This window comes from Sphaerospermopsis aphanizomenoides BCCUSP55, assembly GCF_001586785.1.
Classification (GTDB): Bacteria; Cyanobacteriota; Cyanobacteriia; order Cyanobacteriales; family Nostocaceae; genus Sphaerospermopsis_A; species Sphaerospermopsis_A aphanizomenoides_A.
Window position 1 is genome coordinate 1 of record NZ_LUFH02000014.1, and the last position, 17,221, is coordinate 17,221.

At 37.7% G+C, this 17,221-nt stretch carries 19 protein-coding genes and 1 CRISPR repeat array; of the genes, 10 read left to right on the forward strand and 9 right to left on the reverse strand.

The window, feature by feature from the left end:
* The 4 genes from A0J48_RS05315 to A0J48_RS05330 form a co-directional block, all read right to left on the reverse strand.
* Positions 1–240 (reverse strand): acyltransferase family protein (locus tag A0J48_RS05315; RefSeq protein ID WP_200321034.1); only part of this gene is annotated, 240 nt, incomplete at its 3' end.
* Positions 241–292: 52 nt separating this feature from the next.
* Positions 293–625, reverse strand: coding sequence for a DMT family transporter (locus tag A0J48_RS05320; protein WP_200321036.1), 333 nt, complete (start codon positions 623–625; stop codon positions 293–295).
* 5 nt (positions 626–630) lie between these two features.
* Positions 631–1,221, reverse strand: a complete 591-nt coding sequence (locus tag A0J48_RS05325) for a YqeG family HAD IIIA-type phosphatase (protein WP_200321038.1) — start codon at positions 1,219–1,221, stop codon at positions 631–633.
* A gap of 42 nt (positions 1,222–1,263) precedes the next feature.
* Positions 1,264–2,223: a decaprenyl-phosphate phosphoribosyltransferase gene (locus A0J48_RS05330; RefSeq protein WP_200321040.1), complete on the reverse strand. Its 960-nt coding sequence runs from the start codon at positions 2,221–2,223 to the stop codon at positions 1,264–1,266.
* A gap of 289 nt (positions 2,224–2,512) precedes the next feature.
* Here A0J48_RS05330 and ygfZ point away from each other — a divergent pair, with 289 nt between their 5' ends.
* A complete protein-coding gene (gene ygfZ, locus A0J48_RS05335; RefSeq protein ID WP_200321042.1) occupies positions 2,513–3,493 on the forward strand; it encodes a CAF17-like 4Fe-4S cluster assembly/insertion protein YgfZ in 981 nt (326 codons plus the stop codon).
* Between the two features lie 451 nt (positions 3,494–3,944).
* On the opposite strand, the gene A0J48_RS05340 is transcribed toward ygfZ, so the two are convergent.
* The 3 genes from A0J48_RS05340 to A0J48_RS05350 form a co-directional block, all read right to left on the reverse strand.
* Positions 3,945–4,712 carry a DUF5331 domain-containing protein gene (locus tag A0J48_RS05340; protein WP_200321044.1) on the reverse strand — a complete coding sequence of 256 codons (768 nt, stop codon included), beginning with the start codon at positions 4,710–4,712 and terminating at the stop codon, positions 3,945–3,947.
* A gap of 731 nt (positions 4,713–5,443) precedes the next feature.
* A CRISPR array of direct repeats spans positions 5,444–6,427; the repeat unit is 37 nt; unit sequence GTTTTTCATAACCATTTCCCCGCAAGGGGATTGAAAC.
* A gap of 9 nt (positions 6,428–6,436) precedes the next feature.
* Positions 6,437–6,748, reverse strand: a complete 312-nt coding sequence (locus A0J48_RS05345; RefSeq protein ID WP_200321046.1) for a (2Fe-2S) ferredoxin domain-containing protein — start codon at positions 6,746–6,748, stop codon at positions 6,437–6,439.
* 309 nt (positions 6,749–7,057) lie between these two features.
* Complete coding sequence (locus tag A0J48_RS05350; protein WP_325078520.1) at positions 7,058–8,236, reverse strand: helix-turn-helix domain-containing protein; 1,179 nt, start codon at positions 8,234–8,236, stop codon at positions 7,058–7,060.
* A 792-nt stretch (positions 8,237–9,028) separates the two neighbouring features.
* Here A0J48_RS05350 and A0J48_RS05355 point away from each other — a divergent pair.
* Positions 9,029–9,799: a helix-turn-helix domain-containing protein gene (locus tag A0J48_RS05355; RefSeq protein WP_200321048.1), complete on the forward strand. Its 771-nt coding sequence runs from the start codon at positions 9,029–9,031 to the stop codon at positions 9,797–9,799.
* A gap of 205 nt (positions 9,800–10,004) precedes the next feature.
* On the opposite strand, the gene gatA is transcribed toward A0J48_RS05355, so the two are convergent.
* The gene (gene gatA, locus A0J48_RS05360; protein WP_200321050.1) at positions 10,005–11,462 is read right to left on the reverse strand and encodes an Asp-tRNA(Asn)/Glu-tRNA(Gln) amidotransferase subunit GatA; all 1,458 of its coding nucleotides are present in this window, start codon (positions 11,460–11,462) and stop codon (positions 10,005–10,007) included.
* Between the two features lie 192 nt (positions 11,463–11,654).
* Here gatA and A0J48_RS05365 point away from each other — a divergent pair, with 192 nt between their 5' ends.
* From A0J48_RS05365 to A0J48_RS26760, 5 genes are all read left to right on the forward strand, one after another.
* The gene (locus tag A0J48_RS05365; RefSeq protein WP_200321051.1) at positions 11,655–12,071 is read left to right on the forward strand and encodes a XisH family protein; all 417 of its coding nucleotides are present in this window, start codon (positions 11,655–11,657) and stop codon (positions 12,069–12,071) included.
* A complete protein-coding gene (locus tag A0J48_RS05370) occupies positions 12,059–12,394 on the forward strand; it encodes a XisI protein (RefSeq protein WP_200321053.1) in 336 nt (111 codons plus the stop codon). Before A0J48_RS05365 ends, A0J48_RS05370 begins: the two co-directional genes overlap by 13 nt.
* 39 nt (positions 12,395–12,433) lie before the next feature.
* Complete coding sequence (locus tag A0J48_RS05375; protein ID WP_200321055.1) at positions 12,434–12,688, forward strand: hypothetical protein; 255 nt, start codon at positions 12,434–12,436, stop codon at positions 12,686–12,688.
* Positions 12,689–12,856: 168 nt separating this feature from the next.
* Positions 12,857–13,141, forward strand: coding sequence for a hypothetical protein (locus A0J48_RS05380; protein WP_200321057.1), 285 nt, complete (start codon positions 12,857–12,859; stop codon positions 13,139–13,141).
* Between the two features lie 79 nt (positions 13,142–13,220).
* Complete coding sequence (locus tag A0J48_RS26760; RefSeq protein ID WP_234300731.1) at positions 13,221–13,550, forward strand: hypothetical protein; 330 nt, start codon at positions 13,221–13,223, stop codon at positions 13,548–13,550.
* Between the two features lie 29 nt (positions 13,551–13,579).
* Here the strand turns inward: A0J48_RS26760 and A0J48_RS05390 are convergent, their stop codons facing one another.
* Complete coding sequence (locus A0J48_RS05390; protein ID WP_200321059.1) at positions 13,580–14,221, reverse strand: Uma2 family endonuclease; 642 nt, start codon at positions 14,219–14,221, stop codon at positions 13,580–13,582.
* Positions 14,222–14,446: 225 nt separating this feature from the next.
* Here A0J48_RS05390 and A0J48_RS26765 point away from each other — a divergent pair, with 225 nt between their 5' ends.
* From A0J48_RS26765 to A0J48_RS05410, 3 genes are read left to right on the forward strand one after another with little or no spacing between them, the layout of a single operon-like run.
* Positions 14,447–15,652 (forward strand): WGR domain-containing protein, encoded by a 1,206-nt coding sequence (locus A0J48_RS26765; protein ID WP_234300732.1) that lies wholly within the window; start codon positions 14,447–14,449, stop codon positions 15,650–15,652.
* Between the two features lie 10 nt (positions 15,653–15,662).
* Positions 15,663–15,800, forward strand: a complete 138-nt coding sequence (locus A0J48_RS05405) for a hypothetical protein (RefSeq protein WP_200321061.1) — start codon at positions 15,663–15,665, stop codon at positions 15,798–15,800.
* 42 nt (positions 15,801–15,842) lie between these two features.
* Entirely contained in the window at positions 15,843–17,198 is a 1,356-nt protein-coding gene (locus A0J48_RS05410) for a helix-hairpin-helix domain-containing protein (protein ID WP_200321063.1), read from the forward strand.
* Positions 17,199–17,221 lie beyond the last annotated feature (23 nt).

The following is a 17,221-nucleotide window of genomic DNA, read 5'->3' on the forward strand; positions in this document are numbered from 1 at the left end:
AATTAAATATATGTAAATATATGGCAAAAGCAAGCGGTCTATTTTTTTGCGGATATCTAGCTGATTATGATCTTTAACTGACAAAAAACCTGATACTAAAAAGAATAATGGCACATGAAATGTCCACAAAAAAGAAAATTCCAACTTAGTAATTTCTGCATGACCATATACGATCAGAAAAATACCAATAGCTTTGACATAATCTATCCAAACATATCTTTGTAAATTTGTCTTGGTCATAAAATATTAAAGTTTACTTATTAAGGTTTCCTAAAATCAATTATTTACATACCTATTTTTTCAAGAGAATAGTCCAAATACCTGTTAATATCAATCCTATACCTATGCCGTGATTCATGGAAATTTTTTCTTGAAACAGCAAAGCACCAACAAATGTTGTTGCTAAAATTGTCAATCCTATAACTACAGGGTAAGCAAAGGATAAATTAAATTTAGATAAAACTGCAATATAAAAAACCGTGCTGAGTCCGTAAGTTAAAATTCCTCCTATTAAATAAATGTTCAATGGATTTTGTCCTGACCCTAATTTTAATAAACTTTGGGCAATTGTGTTGAGCAGCACGGTAATTAAAATCAGAGAAAATAAAATAAATTGGTTATTCATTGTGATTATGAAATTTTGAATTGATTATACTCGTTATGGGCGGTAAATTTTCCCAGTTCAGTGTGATTTGGGTAGGGTTTTTGTACCCATTTACCAGCTAGTTTTTCCCACCATCTTGGTGGATGGGGTAAGGTGGCAACTTGAATGCAGGAACACCCACATAGCCAAGCTCCTACAACATCTGTATGCAAACTATCACCAATGACTATGACTTGTTTGGGTTCTAACTGCATCTTGGCCATTGCTTGTTTGAATGATTTAGGAAAAGGTTTTTTGGCTGGACTAATAGCGGGAATATTCAAACGTTCAGACCAATATTTGACTCGATAAATACGTTTACCGTTGGAGAGAATAAAAAAATTTAATCCTGCTAATTTTGCCTGAATTAACCAATTTTCTGCTAAAGGTGATAGATAATGATCATCTTCGGAAATGATTGTGTTATCCAAATCCAAAATAATGCCTCTAATCCCTGATTTCGTTAATGAGTTAATATCTATTTGCGCTAGTTTATATACTTGTGGTGATGATTGAAGATGCTTGTTTTTTAACGTTGTTTTCGATGTTTTGGGGAATAAATTCTGAAAATTTATCATTGAGCAATTCCTAAAATTTGACTATGCCAAAGTATTTCACCTTTACTGAATTATTCCTTTGTGTTTGCATAAGAGAATGAGAAAACAGGTGATAATCCAACTAATTACTGTCACCAGTATTGGTAAGTCTTTTAATAAAACTTCTTCTGGTCTTTCACTGCTATTGTTTTCTGGGTATTCAAGATTGTTGTCAGAATTATTTTCTACAGGGTCACTGATTAATTGATAGCGGAAAACACCGTATAACACAAATGGTAATGTTACCAACATCCAAGATGTTGACGCTCCTTTGAGGTTAGGTCCAGCACTCCACAGGGCGTAAGTAAGGACTGTACCAGTAGTGACTACGTTTTCCATCCGACTCAACAGGGATAAAGAGTAACGTCTAAGTACAGCACGGGGTTTTGTGCCTTTTAGTTGTGTCAAACGTAGTTCGGCTTTGCGTTTTTCTATACCTAAAAACAGTGCTAACATGGCTGTACACAGAACAAACCAAGGTGATAGTGTAATGCCTGTGGCTACACCTCCGGCTAAGGCACGTAAAATAAAGCCAGTGGCGATCGCACAGATATCCAGTATTACCATCCGTTTCAACCGCAAATTATAAGCGACTTGCAGTAAGGCATAAGCTGTGATAGTTGCACCTAAGTAGGGCGATCGCCACCAGCTAATTGTCAAACAACTACCTAATAACACCACCGCAGTTCCCAAAGCAACTGGAATACTTACTGATCCTGCCGCAATTGGCCGCTGACATTTGACGGGATGCTGCCGGTCGGCTTCTACATCTGCAATGTCATTAATTAAATAAAAACTACTTGAGGTCAAGCAAAAGATTACAAAAGCCATCACACTGCCAAAAAGTGTGGCTAAATTGAAGCTAAAAGCAAAAAGTGGTGCAGCAAAAACAACCAAGTTTTTTGTCCATTGTCGAGGACGTAAAGCCATTAAGTAAGGCCATTTCTGGTTTTTAGATCCTAGCTTTTGCGCTTTTGATTCCATAATCTGACCTTAGTTCGCTGTTAACTTTATGTTGTGTTGATTTTATTTAGTATAAATTTTGCATTTTCAATATAATATACTACGAGAATCCTATGTGATTTTATGTTTTTTCCATGAAGAAATACAGTCCTCAGTACCGTGTACCAAGTGCTAAGTCTTAAATATTCCCTTCCGACTTCACAATTTTGTGAAAGTGGCTTCCCATCAGCCCTATTTTGAATCTGGGATGGATATTATTTGCTAGTATTTGTGATGCAAAAACATTGAAACAGGGTGAGTGTTAATGTCTATGGCAACATCTACAATTGATGGTCAAGACGCTGCGGCTTTTCAAGCAGTGAGAGAAGGGGTTGCTGTATACGATCGCTCAAATTGGGGTATCATCCGTGTTGCTGATGATGACCGTCTGCGGTTTTTACACAATCAAAGTACCAACGATTTCCAATCTCTCAAACCAGGTGAAGGCTGTGATACTGTCATGGTGACATCCACAGCTAGGACAATTGATTTGGTGACTGGTTATGTTTTAGATGATGCTGTGCTGCTGTTGGTTTCACCTAATCGTCGTCAGTTTTTGCTGGAATGGTTAGACCGTTATATTTTCTTCGCGGATAAGGTGCAGTTGACCGATATCACAGAGGAAACTGCTAGTTTTCATCTCATCGGACCCGGTAGTGATGCCATCATTGAACAACTGGGTGCTGGTTCACTCCTTGGTCAACCTTATGGATGTCATATTTTGGTAGATGGGTTAAGAATTGCGGTGGGTAGTGGTTTGGCTTTACCTGGATATACCTTAATTTTTCCTGCGACAGAAAAACAAAAAATTTGGCAGCAAATATTAAATCATGGGGCGTTAGAATTGAGCGATCGCACTTGGGAAACTTTACGAATTTTACAAGGTCGTCCCGCACCAGATTCAGAACTTACGGATGATTATAATCCTCTAGAAGTCGGTTTATGGCAAACAGTTTCCTTTAACAAAGGTTGTTACATCGGTCAAGAAACCATTGCCAGATTAAATACATATAAAGGTGTAAAACAATACCTGTGGGGAATTCGCCTGAATGCGCCGGTAGAACCAGGAAGCGTGATTACAATTGGAGATGAAAAAATCGGTAAACTGACCAGCTATACGGAAACACCTGATGGTCATTTTGGACTAGGTTACATTCGTTCTAAAGCAGGACATATAGGCTTAAAAGTGCAAGTAGGAACAACGGCAGGAGAAGTTGTTGCTGTGCCTTTTGTTTCCCACGAGTACCCGTAACAGGCTAATTGATAATTGATAATTGACAATTGATAATTGATAATTGACAATTGTTTCATTCCGGGTTTAAGACCTACAGGACTTACGCACAGGCTACGGAAAAACGAACCACGAAGGCACGAAGAACACGAAGAAAAGAAAGTTTGAGAGGTATTTTGCGTAAGTCCTGACCTACTGTTTCCAAGGGGAAAAAGAAAAAAATTCCGATTTCTCAATTCTGTTGAATGTCTATTATTTTATACCTGGGCAAAATTCATCTATCCAAGAAGGTAAACTGCGGGCGTTACTATCCGGTGACATCCTAGAAAATTCTGGGACAGGAATTGTAGTAAATTTCTAATTGATAATTGACAATTGACAATTGACAATTGTTTCATTCCAGGTTTAAGACCTACCATTTCCAAGGGGAAAAAGAAAAAAATTCCGATTTCTCAATTCTGTTGAATGTCTATTATTTTATACCTGGGCAAAATTCATCTATCCAAGAAGGTAAACTGCGGGCATTACTATCCGGTGACATCCTAGAAAATTCTGGGACAGGAATTGTAGTAAATTTACGGTTGTGATTAAGTTCTTTATTGTGAGTGGGAACTTCTGTAGTGATAGTGAGCGATCGCCCAGGTTTTACAACTTCAGGTCTGCGTAGTGTCTTGTCACTTCGTTTGGGTGTTTCGCCAATTTGAGAAAGGGGTTTGGCTGAAGAATGATGATGCACTGGTGTAGCTACTGCAACTACGGAAACAGATTGGCGTTTTTGTTCCACATCTGGAGTAATTCTCAATAATACCTGTTTATTTTCCTGGGGTAGTGGGGAAGGTGACTGCTGTGATCCCACAGTTTTAACAGCAGAATCACAATCTCTTGGTGTTATGGGTATATTCTCCGGGAGAATCTTAGCAGGAGGCTTACTGACTATTTGGTTCTTAGCCTGAGAACGCTCTAATTTTAATAATCGTAACTCCTCATCAGGATTAAAGTGAAGACCCAAAGCCACGACTATTTGATCAGGATTATTATTCAAATCTAAGATAAACGGAAGTATTTGCTTTAACTGAGGTTCTAAAACAGATAGAGTGGCCAAAATATAACCAGAAGAAGGTCGTCTGACTCCATCATCATAGGAACGCCAAATTCGCATTTTGACTAGCCAAGAACGATTTTCTTCACAGTAACTTAACCACTTTAGTTTTAAAGATTGACGTAGCTGTTGAATATTCATCAGTTACTTCACTTGAGTCAACAAGAAAGCAGTATACCAAACCTGAAGCGGGTTCATTCATCAGCTTTTTTACTTTGCTGTGTTGGTAAATTCAGGTTATTTCCAGGTGCAAGATTGATATAGAAATCAGGGAATAGGGAATAGGGAATAGGGAATAGGGAATAGGGGGATCTAAGGGACTTCCAAGAAATAAATTATCTCATCTTGTGGGATGGGCTTCTAGCCCGTAAGGGACAGGCAAGATGCCTACTTCACAAGAATTAATTGAATATTTTTATTTGGAAGTTCCTAAAACTTTTTGCTACTCAGAGGATGTTTTAAAACATCCTTTAAACAGAAGACGCGGGTGTATGGAAGTGAACCTCCTGATGAACCACCGGATTATTTAATTTTGTAAAGTTTGATCTTCATGGTTATGGAGATATGCAGGTGGCTTAAATCAGCCTTACATCAGCTTTTGGGCAATTGTAACGGAATGTAAATGAATGTCCTGTTTTTGTCGCAGGGAGCTACAGAGATTAATATTTAGTAATTTTTTGTAATTGTAAGAAAAGTTTGGTTTTTTGAGTTGACATCTTCAGGTTTTTGTTTTATTCTGTTTTTATTGGCTCAATACAGCTATCAGAACCTTGAAAAGTTAATACTTGTTTTGATTGTCACATTGTTGTTTCAGTAGCTCGGTGCAGTCGCACTTTAAAAGCTAAATGTGACAAGGGTTTCATAAGTGTAGGGTTTTTCATAACCATTTCCCCGCAAGGGGATTGAAACTAATATAACTTACTATCAAAGTAGTGTCAAGCATTTTAGTAAAATGTTTTTCATAACCATTTCCCCGCAAGGGGATTGAAACACTTCTGATAAATTTTGGGGACGATATTTGCTGACTAAGGACGTTTTTCATAACCATTTCCCCGCAAGGGGATTGAAACAAAAAATTGAATCTGTTTCCTGTACTTTCTTTTTGCTAAAAGTTTTTCATAACCATTTCCCCGCAAGGGGATTGAAACTCCTCACTACTAGCTAAATAATCTTCACCAACTAAAAGTTTTTCATAACCATTTCCCCGCAAGGGGATTGAAACCCGGTGACAATATCGTGTAGCCAGTAGGGAAAACTTCTCTAACTGTTTTTCATAACCATTTCCCCGCAAGGGGATTGAAACCACACATCAGGGTGAACCACTGCTGATAGTTTACGTCTACCAGAGTTTTTCATAACCATTTCCCCGCAAGGGGATTGAAACTATTATGTGCGGCATTATGCGGCGAAACCTGTACCTGATAATACTCTAGTTTTTCATAACCATTTCCCCGCAAGGGGATTGAAACTCTAACTCAACAAATGGTTTAGCTAAGTTAGTATCATTAATAGTTTTTCATAACCATTTCCCCGCAAGGGGATTGAAACGTCAACCTCACTATGACAGTAAGTTATGCGGCATGAAGTTTTTCATAACCATTTCCCCGCAAGGGGATTGAAACGGTAGATCAACTTCATTCTGTTTAACTTGTAACTCCTGTGTTTTTCATAACCATTTCCCCGCAAGGGGATTGAAACACAGCGTCACCATAAATCTTATTTTCGTTTAAGTATTCTTCGTTTTTCATAACCATTTCCCCGCAAGGGGATTGAAACCAGAGTAAACCTTTTAGCGATTTGAGGCAATACATAGGGTGATGTTTTTCATAACCATTTCCCCGCAAGGGGATTGAAAACGAATTGCATTAACTTTGCGAATGAAACCGAGGATAAAGCATCTGCTTAACTATTTGACCACCCAACAAATGTTTTTCCACCAGAAAAGGTACTTCTTGAGGTAAAACGCGACAATACCAGACCATATCTGGTAAAACAAGCACCATAGGTCCATTACCACATTGTCCTAAACACCCGCTAGGTTTAACAGTCACATCAGGAACAGGTAAAGCCTGAAAAGCAGCTAAAACTTCTACTGCACCTTGTTTTCTACAGGTACGATGTTGACACACCTGCACACATTTAGGAGTATCTAACTCCTGTTCTGGGACATTTAACATTAATTGATGCCATTTCGACTATAAACGCCAGTTATCGAGAATTGACCGAAAAAATTTTAGATTTTAGATTTTAGATTTTAGATTGAAATCAAAGTCTAAAATCTAAAAATAAGGTTTCAAGCCTCTCCATTTATGGAGAAAAATACAAATGTTTTTCGCCTTCAAGCCTCTTATTTAAAGGAGAGGAAAATCCAAAATCCAAAATCCAAAATCCAAAATCCAAAATTGATTGACTCTGACTTGTCTCTCACTTTCCCGTTGGGTATTCATTGTATCAAATAACTAGGATTTAAGTTTAATCATGCTTAATTACAATGCTTCTGGTGGGGAAATATCAGATCCAACACAGATACCACTATGATTAGATTTGATACCTGGTTTGATGTTAACTTCTGTCTTTTGAGTTGAATGGCATAGTGATGAAGAAGTGGGAATAATCAATTGAGAATTTTGTAATGTGCCATTATTTGTTTGCTGAGACATAAAAGATAATCCTCCCAAAGCGCCAGCAACAAGGGCTGTATAACCTACATATAAATGTATGGGTCGAATTTCTAAATTTAATCTTCCAGTTCCAGAAAAATTTTTGGCATGATACCAAGATGGTAAAACTGATTTAGTCTGGTTAGGTAAAGGTAAAGAGTTAGCTAAAAGTGTACCATTTAATCCTAAAGCATTTGCCATCACACGAATAAAACCACGAATCAAGATGTCTTCTGGTAATATTTCAAAATTAGCATTTTCGACTGCTTCCATCTGATGAACTGATATATGAGTGTAAATATTTAGTTTTTGCAGAGTTAATCCTTGAGATTCTCTTGCTTGTCTGAGTTGTTCACCAATTTTACGCAGACTTTCTAACCTTTGTTCTGCTGCTAGTTGTGCTGCTAGTTGATTTTTAGAAAGTTTTTGACCTTTGGGAAGCCACTTAGTTGGTGTGTTTGTTTTTGGTTGATCTTCTCTGGTGGGATTTACTACTGAATGTGATTTAGATGTGAGTGGTAAATTGCTTTGTTGAGTTGCTGCTAATCCTGGTTCTAAAGTTGATGTAATAGTATTTAAAACTGGTGAAGAATGGCTAGATGATTCTAGTTTTACTTCTGTTAATTCCGTGTCATCTTCCTTAAGATAGATATCTGTGGCTGTCTGCTGTTTTCGTGCAAATTGCTTAAATGCTAAAGTGATGGCTTCTCTACCTACAGCTTTAAATAAATTTGTGGCTTGTTCATCGGTTGCACCAACTAGCTTTTGTAAATTAGCTACAGCTAGGCGATAAACTTTACTGCGGTGTAGTTCAGATTCTATTTCTCTCAGTAGCGATCGCAATTCATCTTTACTAATTTGAATAGTAGAATTGCCGGGAATGTTGACGAAGTACGCAGATGCCATAGTCATAATCTTAGTTTCTCCAGGTGCTAGAGGAAAAGTGATTTTACCTGTGTCATTTCTTCTAGAGTTAATTGTGACATCCGGACTTTCAAGTATCATTTTCGACTATTATTAGCTAAAACTCATAATTATTACTAATATCCTGACCTTTAGGAACAAAAAATACCCATTATATATCAATACTTTTCGGTTAAGCCCAAAAAATATCATTATGTAGGTTGGGTTGACGTTAGGAAACCCAACATTGATAGACTTTTGTTGGGTTGCGCTATCGCTTAACCCAACCTACGAAAACTCTTAACTAATATCTTGACCTTTAGGAACAAAAAATACCCATTATATATCAACAAAGTATGGGAATTATTTGTCATTATTATTACCACGACTACCACTTAAATAATTCTTACAGTAGAGGTGACAAGTGATTTATTTCTCTAAAATGTATATCTGTCCCAAGTAGCTAATTATAACTATCAGCCTTTTCAATCCCCCTAAATCCCCTTAAAAAAAGGGACTTTGATCGATTTCCCCCCTTAGTCAGTGAGGTTAGGGCGGATCTAGTCCAAAAATCTGTTCTCATTCAACCAACAAAGACTATAAATAAGTGCAAATAAGCAGTAATATATTACAAAAAAGCCTTACCATCATTGAGATGAACATCTTTGGTTGAAGCAGGAAGCAAACACCAAAACTGTGCTCTGTTTTGAGATATGAGCGCTTTGTGTAAGTGTTGTATTGCACATTATATGCAAAGTTTCTACAAGGTTTCTAGATCAAGTATATTTATCAAGTATATTTTTATCTCAAGTGCGAAAATAATTTTTATTTAATTTTTCTTTTTTAATACTTTTTAGATCAATTGGCTAAATATTTACGCTAAAGGAGATAGACGTGACTGTTTTCAATGAATGCCAACAAGAACAGCTAAAAGAAATAACTGCTCGGTTAAGAACGATTAGACAAGAACAGCATATAAGTCTAGAAGAAATAGCTATTCAAACACATATTCGACTAGCTTTTTTACAAGCTTTAGAAGAATGGCGATTTGAGGATTTACCTGAACCTGTTTTTGTGCAAGGATTTATCCGCCGCTATGCAGATAAATTAGGGCTAGATGGTACTGCGTTAGCAAACAGCTTTGAAGTTAATATTTTTCCTCCAGCACCCCATCCTTCAACGCCACCATTCAGTTTATATGTACCCCTATTTATTCCTTACATTGTCTTATTAATAGCTGCGGTTGTTGGACTTTTCTATTTACTTAAAATAGAATTTCCAGGTAAGTCATTAGCTAAAAAACAAAATCCGATATTAAGTGTTCAACAAAAAAACCTATCATCTCCTTCAAGTTCAGTAAATTTATCAACTCCAACTATTACACCTCTGGCTACAACTGCACCAACTCCAACTATTACACCTCTTGCAGATGTTATAGTTTCTTTAGAACTTCAAGGCGATTCATGGGTACAAGTAAAAGCCGATGGTAAAACTGAATTTGAGGGAATTTTAACCAACGGAAAACAAAAAAAATGGACAGCAAAAAAGTCTTTGACTGTCCGTGCTGGTAATGCAGGTGCGGTGTTAGTTTCCGTGAATGAACAAGAACCGAAATTATTAGGAAAACAAGGTCAAGTGAAGGAATTTACATACAATAAACAGTAGTCATTCGATTTTGGATTTTGGATTTTGGATTTTGGATTTTCCCCACGGATAAATCCGGGGGATTGTAATATAACAGGTGACAGGTAACAGGTGACAGGTGACAGTGATAAATTCAGGTTCAACTGTCTAAGTTTTAGTTTTGGCGAATGTCCTAACTACCTGGTCTACAGCTATAAAAAACAACTGACCACTGACCACTGATGCATTAAGCTATTTTCGCTTTTTGCAGATGCCAATTAGTTGATTGTTCGTAAGAGTATGCTACTTGAAAAAGTTGGTCTTCTCCCAAGACTTTACCAATTAACTGTAGTCCAATTGGTAGACCTTTGCTATCAAAACCACAAGGTATGCTGATACCTGGTAAACCTGCAAGATTCACAGGAATTGTCATCAAGTCATTTAAATACATACTCAAGGGATCGGTGATTTTTTCCCCGGCTTGAAATGCTGTGGTGGGTGCAGTGGGAGAGACTAAAACATCAACTTGTTGAAAAGCTGTTTCAAAGTCTTCTTTAATCAATGTGCGGACTTTTTGTGCTTTCAAGTAATAGGCATCATAATAACCGGCACTGAGGGCATAAGTACCAATCATAATCCGGCGTTTGACTTCTGTTCCAAATCCCATTGCACGGGTGCGGGTGTACATGGAAAGTAGGTTGTCTGCATCTTCGGAACGTAAACCATATTTTACGCCATCATAACGGGCGAGGTTGGCTGATGCTTCCGATGGAGCGATAATATAGTAGCTGGGTACGCCATAACGGAAACGGGGACAGGAAATATAATGAATTTCTGCACCTAAAGTTTCTAGTTGTGCGATCGCTTGATTTACAGATGCTTCTACTTCTGGATCTAAACCTTCACCAAAGGTTTCTTTAATCACACCAACTTTGAGTTTTTTACCTTTTAAATCTGGTGTTAAATTGGCAGTGTAATCAGGAATTTCGACTTTTAAACTGGTGGAGTCTTGGGGATCATAACCTGCGATCGCATTTAACAAAATCGCTGCATCTTCCACACTTCTACCAAAAGGACCAATTTGATCCAAAGACGAAGCATAAGCCACCAAACCATAACGGGAAACTAACCCGTAAGTCGGTTTCATCCCCACCACACCGCAAAAAGAAGCTGGTTGACGAATTGAACCACCCGTATCTGAACCTAGAGAAACAACACATTCTTCTGCTGCTACAGCTGCTGCTGAACCACCGGAAGAACCACCAGGAACTCTTGTTAAGTCCCAAGGGTTAGCAGTAACTTGATAAGCGGAGTTTTCGGTGGAACTACCCATTGCAAACTCGTCCAAGTTGGTTTTACCAACCGTTACCGCCCCAGCATCGGCGAGTTTTTGGGTTACGGTTGACTCATAGGGTGGGATAAAGTTTTCTAGAATTTTAGAAGCGCAGGTAGTACGAATTCCCTTGGTACACATATTATCTTTTACACCGATGGGAATCCCTGCTAAGATGCCAATTTCTTCTCCAGCAGCGATTTTTGCATCCACAGCACGAGCCTGTTCTAAAGCCTGTTGTGTCGTTACACTTAAGAAACTGTGCAGTTTTGGTTCTAATGCTTGAATGCGGTCTAACGCTTCTTGGGTGATTTCAACAGCAGAACGTTCTTTTTTTACTAGCTGTTCGTGCAACTCGCGGATGGATGCCATATTTTTTCTCTTTATTAATCAAGTCATTGATTTTAGCATTTACAGGTGTGGGGATGGTGTTTTGTTGGATCGCACGCAAAGACGCAAAGGTGCAGAGAGGGGTTTTGAGGGTTGGGTGATGGTAAATTATACTTTTGGATTCTATAGTTTTGGCATCCTGCCCGATTAAAAAAATAAGGTAACATTTTGAATATGCCCGCAAAAGACATTTATCACAATACTGTTAAAAATGCTTTAATTAAGGAAGGTTGGATAATTACAGATGACCCTCTACATTTAAAATGGGGTCAAAAAGATATGTATGTAGATTTAGGAGCAAAACAACTTTTAGCCGCAGAACAAGGAACTAGAAAAATTGCTGTGGAAATTAAAAGTTTTGTTAGTCCTTCAGAAATGGCAGACTTGAAAGATGCTATTGGTGGATTTGTTTTGTATCGTGCTGTGATGAATCGTCTAGAACCGGACAGAATTTTATATTTAGGAGTTCGTGACGCTGTATTTAGAGATTTATTTGAAGAACCAATTGGTAAACTTTTAATAGAAAGTGAAAACGTCAACTTACTTGTTTTCAATGCTGAAGATGAGAGGATAATTCAATGGATACCTTAGATAATTTTCGTCGGATTATTAGGGAAGTTTTAATACCTTATACACAAATTCCTTATTCTTATGGATTGATTGAATGTAAAACAGTTTTTGATGAGGAAAATGATAGTTATTTATTAATAACTTTGGGTTGGCAGGATCATAAAAGGATTCATGGTTGTTTGGTGCATTTGGATATTATTGATGGGAAAATTTGGGTACAAAGAGATGATACAGAAGATGGTGTTACTTATGAGTTAGAAGCGGCGGGAATTCCTAAAGATAAAATTGTGTTGGGTTTTCATCCGCAAAATGTTAGACAGCATACAGGTTATGCAGTTATGTAAGTTTAATTAATCAATGCAAAACTAAACAAAAAGAGCAAGATGAATATTAACCTGAACTTATCACCAGAACTAGAACACGAACTTTATACGGAAGCAGAAAAACTTAATTTACCTTTATCTGAATATATTTTACGTATTTTATCTACAAGAAAAAGTGTAGATATTTTACCAAAAACAGGAGCAGAACTGGTTAAATATTGGGAAAATGAAGGAGTAATTAATTCCCGTCCTGATATTACTGATAGTCAAGTTTATGCTCGTGAGTTGCGTCATCAGGCTGAAACACGGGAGTAACCTTATTACAGCACAACCTTATAAAAGATGAAAAATTATGAATTTTTTTACATACCATTTATTTAAGATCATGCAACTCAAAGGAGTATTAAAAATTGGCGTACTAATCTAATCTAAAATAGAATAAAATCAACCATAACAACACAAAAGTTTATCCTCAAAATACCTATGACACTAACCCTTGATCTATCACCAGAGTTAGAGCAATATCTTTTACAAGAAGCCAATCAGCATGGACTTTCTGTAGAAACACTAGCATTGCAACTTTTAACAAATTCTATTTTATTAAAACAAAAGCAAGCCAAAGCAGTGAATCTTATTCAATCTTGGATAGATGATGAAGATGAGTCAGATCAGCAAGAAACAGGTGAATATTTAATTCATGCTTTGGATAATGATCGGTTGTCTGAACGCAAATTATTTCCTGTTGAAATGAAGGGGATTACTTGGTGAACCGAGTCATTATTTTGGATACAGGTCTTGGATATTGAATGCTATAATAAAACAAGTGTAATTTATTGACTATCAAAATATGGAAATAATAGCTATTCAAGTAGATGCTGAGGTTGCCAAAGCTTATCAAGCAGCAGAACCACAAAAACAGCAAAAAATTCAAACTATTGTTAACGATTGGCTCAAATTAATTATTCAAGAAAAATCCCTAGATGAAATCATTGCAGAAATGCAAGAACAAGCAAAAAATAAGGGGTTAACTCAAGAATATTTGCCATTTCATCAACCAGATCAAATTACTCAACAGTTAGATGCTGTATATGCGGATGAAGATAGCAGTATTGATCCATTATTTGTAAGTCTACAAGCCCATACAATATCTGAAGAAAATTTTACTCCTGACTCCTGACTCCTAACTCCTGCTATAAATGCGATCGCCTATTTATTAGATATCATCCCCTCATTCAAAGTTTTCAAAACCTGCTGTATATCTCCCGCTAATAACGCCTTCACATTTAACCATAAACCAGCAAATTCAAGACTACGAATAATTCCCTCTGCATCCGGTTTCATCTCTACATATTTGCTATCTTCCAACACAAACCAATCAATTTCACACTCAAACGTCCGCCAAACAATATACTCTTTTACTCCATTACGTTGATAAGCCCGTTTTTTATCATGTAAGTCATAAGAAGCTGTACTTGCGGAAATTTCTACCACCAGTTCCGGCGCACCCGCAATATAACCATCAGCATCAATTCTGGCATTTCCATCTACTCTAAATAACACTACATCGGGTTGCGGTTCGTTGTCATTATCAAGCCGCACAGTGGGTTCAACACCCAACTCGATCCCACCAACAGCAGTTTTGTAAGTCCATAACCAGCCTATCAAATCGCCATGTGGTTTAGCATGGGGTGTAAAGCGTAAAGGAGAAGCCACGTATACAATACCTTCAATTAATTCAGCTTTTTTGACATGAGGTGAAGCCGCATAACGACGTTCAAATTCTCCACGATGCAAGCGATCGCCATTTTCTAGAAGTGGTAAAGTCGGGGGAGATTTAGCAATAGTCATGGCGGTTACAAATATTTAAATTTATTACCTAGTTTTTGCATCCAGTATAGGCAGTTCCTACTCTAAAGATAACAAATCATTTAAAACTACTTAATTTTATGGCGGGATAGGTATAATGCTATCGCCTATCTTGTAAGCTGGGTTAAGGCTAAGTTGATAATATAACTTCATAAACAGCTAATTGAGTTGAGTTATATTTGTAGTATAAAAAATGCCTAAATATCTATGTCTTCCCATTCCTCACCGCAACCATCATCAGAAGCAGAAAACTGTCTTCGTGAAAAACTGATTCGCTCAATTTGGCTATTAGGTGATAAATACCCCTATTCATTTGCAATTGATGGCTCTTGTCAGATCATCAACCATAGTCGTGACGGACACTACACTATCTCACCGGATGCTCGGTCTGTTTTCCTGACTTGGACAACTCCTTCTTACACTGAAGAATTGCGTGTACTGGAAGATGGAAGTTTTTTCTTGAGTGGGAGTTTATTAGTTGAAGTTGATAAATCAGGCGATCGTTATTTTCCTTGCTATCCTCTACCCCAACCTGATGTATATGCCCGGTTTGAAATTGACACGGGTAAAATGCCCAATTATGGCAATATCTCCCTGGAAGGTTTGCAAGTAAGGTTGATTTCTACCGATTTTGGCGAGAATTTTTTATCTGAACAAGTGCGCGAGTTTCAGACTCAAGAGGAAGCGGAGGAATACTATTACTCCACCATTGTCAGTAATGACCCTTACTATTCATCTCATTCCATCGGTGAACCTGTTTACCTGGAACTCTCCGATCACAAGTCCCACAAGTTCTATGAAGTCACTGTTGAGGGGTTTACTCTCAAAATCCGCTATGGGCGCATTGGTAGTTCTGGAAAAACCGATAGCATCATCTACAAAACACCCCGTAAACTCCAAGCTGCGGCTGAGAAAAAAATAAATGAAAAGTTGAAAAAAGGTTATTTAATATTGCCTCAGTCGGAGCAACGTCCATCAGAGCTTGCTAAATCATCTTCACGTACCCAAAAAGCAAAAACAACTTCCCAAGCAGATTCAATTCCCTACTGGCTACCAGAAGATTTTCGCGTTTTTACAGATGACATGGATATGGTTGGCATTTATCCTGATGGAGAGCAGGGAGTTGAGGAGCGAATTTTACCTACTGTGAATCAGTACACTGGTGCAGATGGCGGTTATGTGGCGTTTTACTCACGAGATCCAGCAAAGGCCGTGTATTCGGTAGGTGGGGATATCTATGTGGTGGGGCAAATTCGGCTCAAAGGTAGATATATAGGCAGCATTTTTCATCCAGAGGGTTACGAAAATCAAGATATCAGTGCTGTTCCAGAATTTAAAGCTTTATGCCGTCAAACTTTTGGTGTGGAAGGATGGGCAGGAGGGGACACGGGAGGCTGGTTTGACCTTTGGTAAAAAGTTTACTGTGAAGATCGTGGTAGAAGAAACCCAATTGGCTGTTTATTTGAATGACACCTTTCTCTCTCATTCCCGACACCGTATCCAATCGGCGGAAATTGATTATACCCCACAGATGAAAGCTGCCATAAATCATCATGGTTAGCCTAAAATCAGTGAATCAACAAATTTTATCAAGATAATTAATATGGTTAAAATAGTTTCACGTCAATACTTAGGTCAAGCCAATGTTTATGATATTGGTGTTGAGACAGATCATAATTTTGCGATTAAAAATGGTTTAATTGCCTCTAATTGTTTCAATAAATCCCATTCTACAGCTTACGGTTACGTCACTTATCAAACTGCATATTTAAAAGCCAATTATCCCTTGGAATATATGGCGGCGCTGTTAACCGCTAACAGTGGTGATACAGACAAAGTGCAGAAATATCTCAACAACTGCACAACTATGGGGATTGAAATTGATCCACCAGATATTAACCGTTCTGGTTTAGATTTTACGCCAGCAGATGGAAAGATTTTATTTGGATTTTCAGCAGTGCGGAATGTGGGACAAAATGCTATTAGTGCAATTTTAGAAGCGAGAGCAGAGGGAGGAGAATTTAAATCCCTGGGCGATTTTTGCGATCGCATTGATTTACGTACTGTTAACCGTCGGACTTTAGAATCATTGATTCAGTGTGGAGCTTTTGACAAAATTCAACCCAACCGCCAACAATTAATTCGAGACTTAGAATTAGTATATGAGTGGGCGCAATCCCGCGCTAGAGATAGAGCTAGTGGCCAGGGAAATTTATTTGATTTTATGGGTGGTGGATTTGGTAGTAATAATCATCAACCTGCCAAAAATACTTTTGAATCTGCTCCCAAAGCAGAAGCAACTCTGGATTTTCCACCCCAGGAAAAGTTACGAATGGAAAAAGAACTATTAGGTTTTTATGTATCCGCTCACCCACTTAAAGATATCAAAAAATCCTCATCACTGTTGGCACCAATTAATCTGTCACACTTGGGAGAACAGAAAGATAAGGCTATGATTTGTGCCATTGTCATGCTGAATAATGTCAAAAAAGTGGTGACAAAAAAAGGCGATCAAATGGCAATTTTACAAATAGAAGACCTCACAGCATCATTAGAAGCAATTGTCTTTCCTAAAAACTATGAACGAGTTAGTTCACTCTTACAAGTTGATGCTAGATTAATTATTTGGGGTAAAGTAGATAAACGAGATGATCAAACTCAATTTATTGTCGAGGATGCAGAACAAGTTGAGAAAGTCCAGATGGTAGTAGTAGAACTAAATCCCAAAGAAGCTTCTGACTTGGAAGTAAAGCGCCATCTCAGTTCAATCTTAACAGAACAATCAGGAGACAAAAATCAAGCAAAAGTTCCAGTTATTGGTATTATTCAGTCTGGTAGCTCTCGTCAACTTGTGCGTTTTGGCAAGAAATATTGGGTACAGGATTCTTTCTTTGCTGTGCAGTCTTTAAAAAATGCTCAATTTCCTGCTCATGTCAAACAATTGACGGACAATTCGTAGTGAATTTAGCGGCAGAAAGAATA

What these genes read in the sequence shown, in the direction of transcription:
- A0J48_RS05325 (WP_200321038.1), bottom strand. Translation starts at nt 1,221, where the DNA reads ATGATAAATTTTCAGAATTTATTCCCCAAAACATCGAAAACAACGTTA.
- A0J48_RS05350 (WP_325078520.1), bottom strand. Translation starts at nt 8,236, where the DNA reads ATGATACTTGAAAGTCCGGATGTCACAATTAACTCTAGAAGAAATGAC.
- A0J48_RS05390 (WP_200321059.1), bottom strand. Translation starts at nt 14,221, where the DNA reads ATGACTATTGCTAAATCTCCCCCGACTTTACCACTTCTAGAAAATGGC.
- A0J48_RS05320 (WP_200321036.1), bottom strand. Translation starts at nt 625, where the DNA reads ATGAATAACCAATTTATTTTATTTTCTCTGATTTTAATTACCGTGCTG.
- A0J48_RS05340 (WP_200321044.1), bottom strand. Translation starts at nt 4,712, where the DNA reads ATGAATATTCAACAGCTACGTCAATCTTTAAAACTAAAGTGGTTAAGT.
- gatA (WP_200321050.1), bottom strand. Translation starts at nt 11,462, where the DNA reads ATGGCATCCATCCGCGAGTTGCACGAACAGCTAGTAAAAAAAGAACGT.
- ygfZ (WP_200321042.1), top strand. Translation starts at nt 2,513, where the DNA reads ATGGCAACATCTACAATTGATGGTCAAGACGCTGCGGCTTTTCAAGCA.
- A0J48_RS05375 (WP_200321055.1), top strand. Translation starts at nt 12,434, where the DNA reads ATGAATATTAACCTGAACTTATCACCAGAACTAGAACACGAACTTTAT.
- A0J48_RS05365 (WP_200321051.1), top strand. Translation starts at nt 11,655, where the DNA reads ATGCCCGCAAAAGACATTTATCACAATACTGTTAAAAATGCTTTAATT.
- A0J48_RS05345 (WP_200321046.1), bottom strand. Translation starts at nt 6,748, where the DNA reads ATGTTAAATGTCCCAGAACAGGAGTTAGATACTCCTAAATGTGTGCAG.
- A0J48_RS05380 (WP_200321057.1), top strand. Translation starts at nt 12,857, where the DNA reads ATGACACTAACCCTTGATCTATCACCAGAGTTAGAGCAATATCTTTTA.
- A0J48_RS05370 (WP_200321053.1), top strand. Translation starts at nt 12,059, where the DNA reads ATGGATACCTTAGATAATTTTCGTCGGATTATTAGGGAAGTTTTAATA.
- A0J48_RS26765 (WP_234300732.1), top strand. Translation starts at nt 14,447, where the DNA reads ATGTCTTCCCATTCCTCACCGCAACCATCATCAGAAGCAGAAAACTGT.
- A0J48_RS26760 (WP_234300731.1), top strand. Translation starts at nt 13,221, where the DNA reads ATGGAAATAATAGCTATTCAAGTAGATGCTGAGGTTGCCAAAGCTTAT.
- A0J48_RS05410 (WP_200321063.1), top strand. Translation starts at nt 15,843, where the DNA reads ATGGTTAAAATAGTTTCACGTCAATACTTAGGTCAAGCCAATGTTTAT.
- A0J48_RS05330 (WP_200321040.1), bottom strand. Translation starts at nt 2,223, where the DNA reads ATGGAATCAAAAGCGCAAAAGCTAGGATCTAAAAACCAGAAATGGCCT.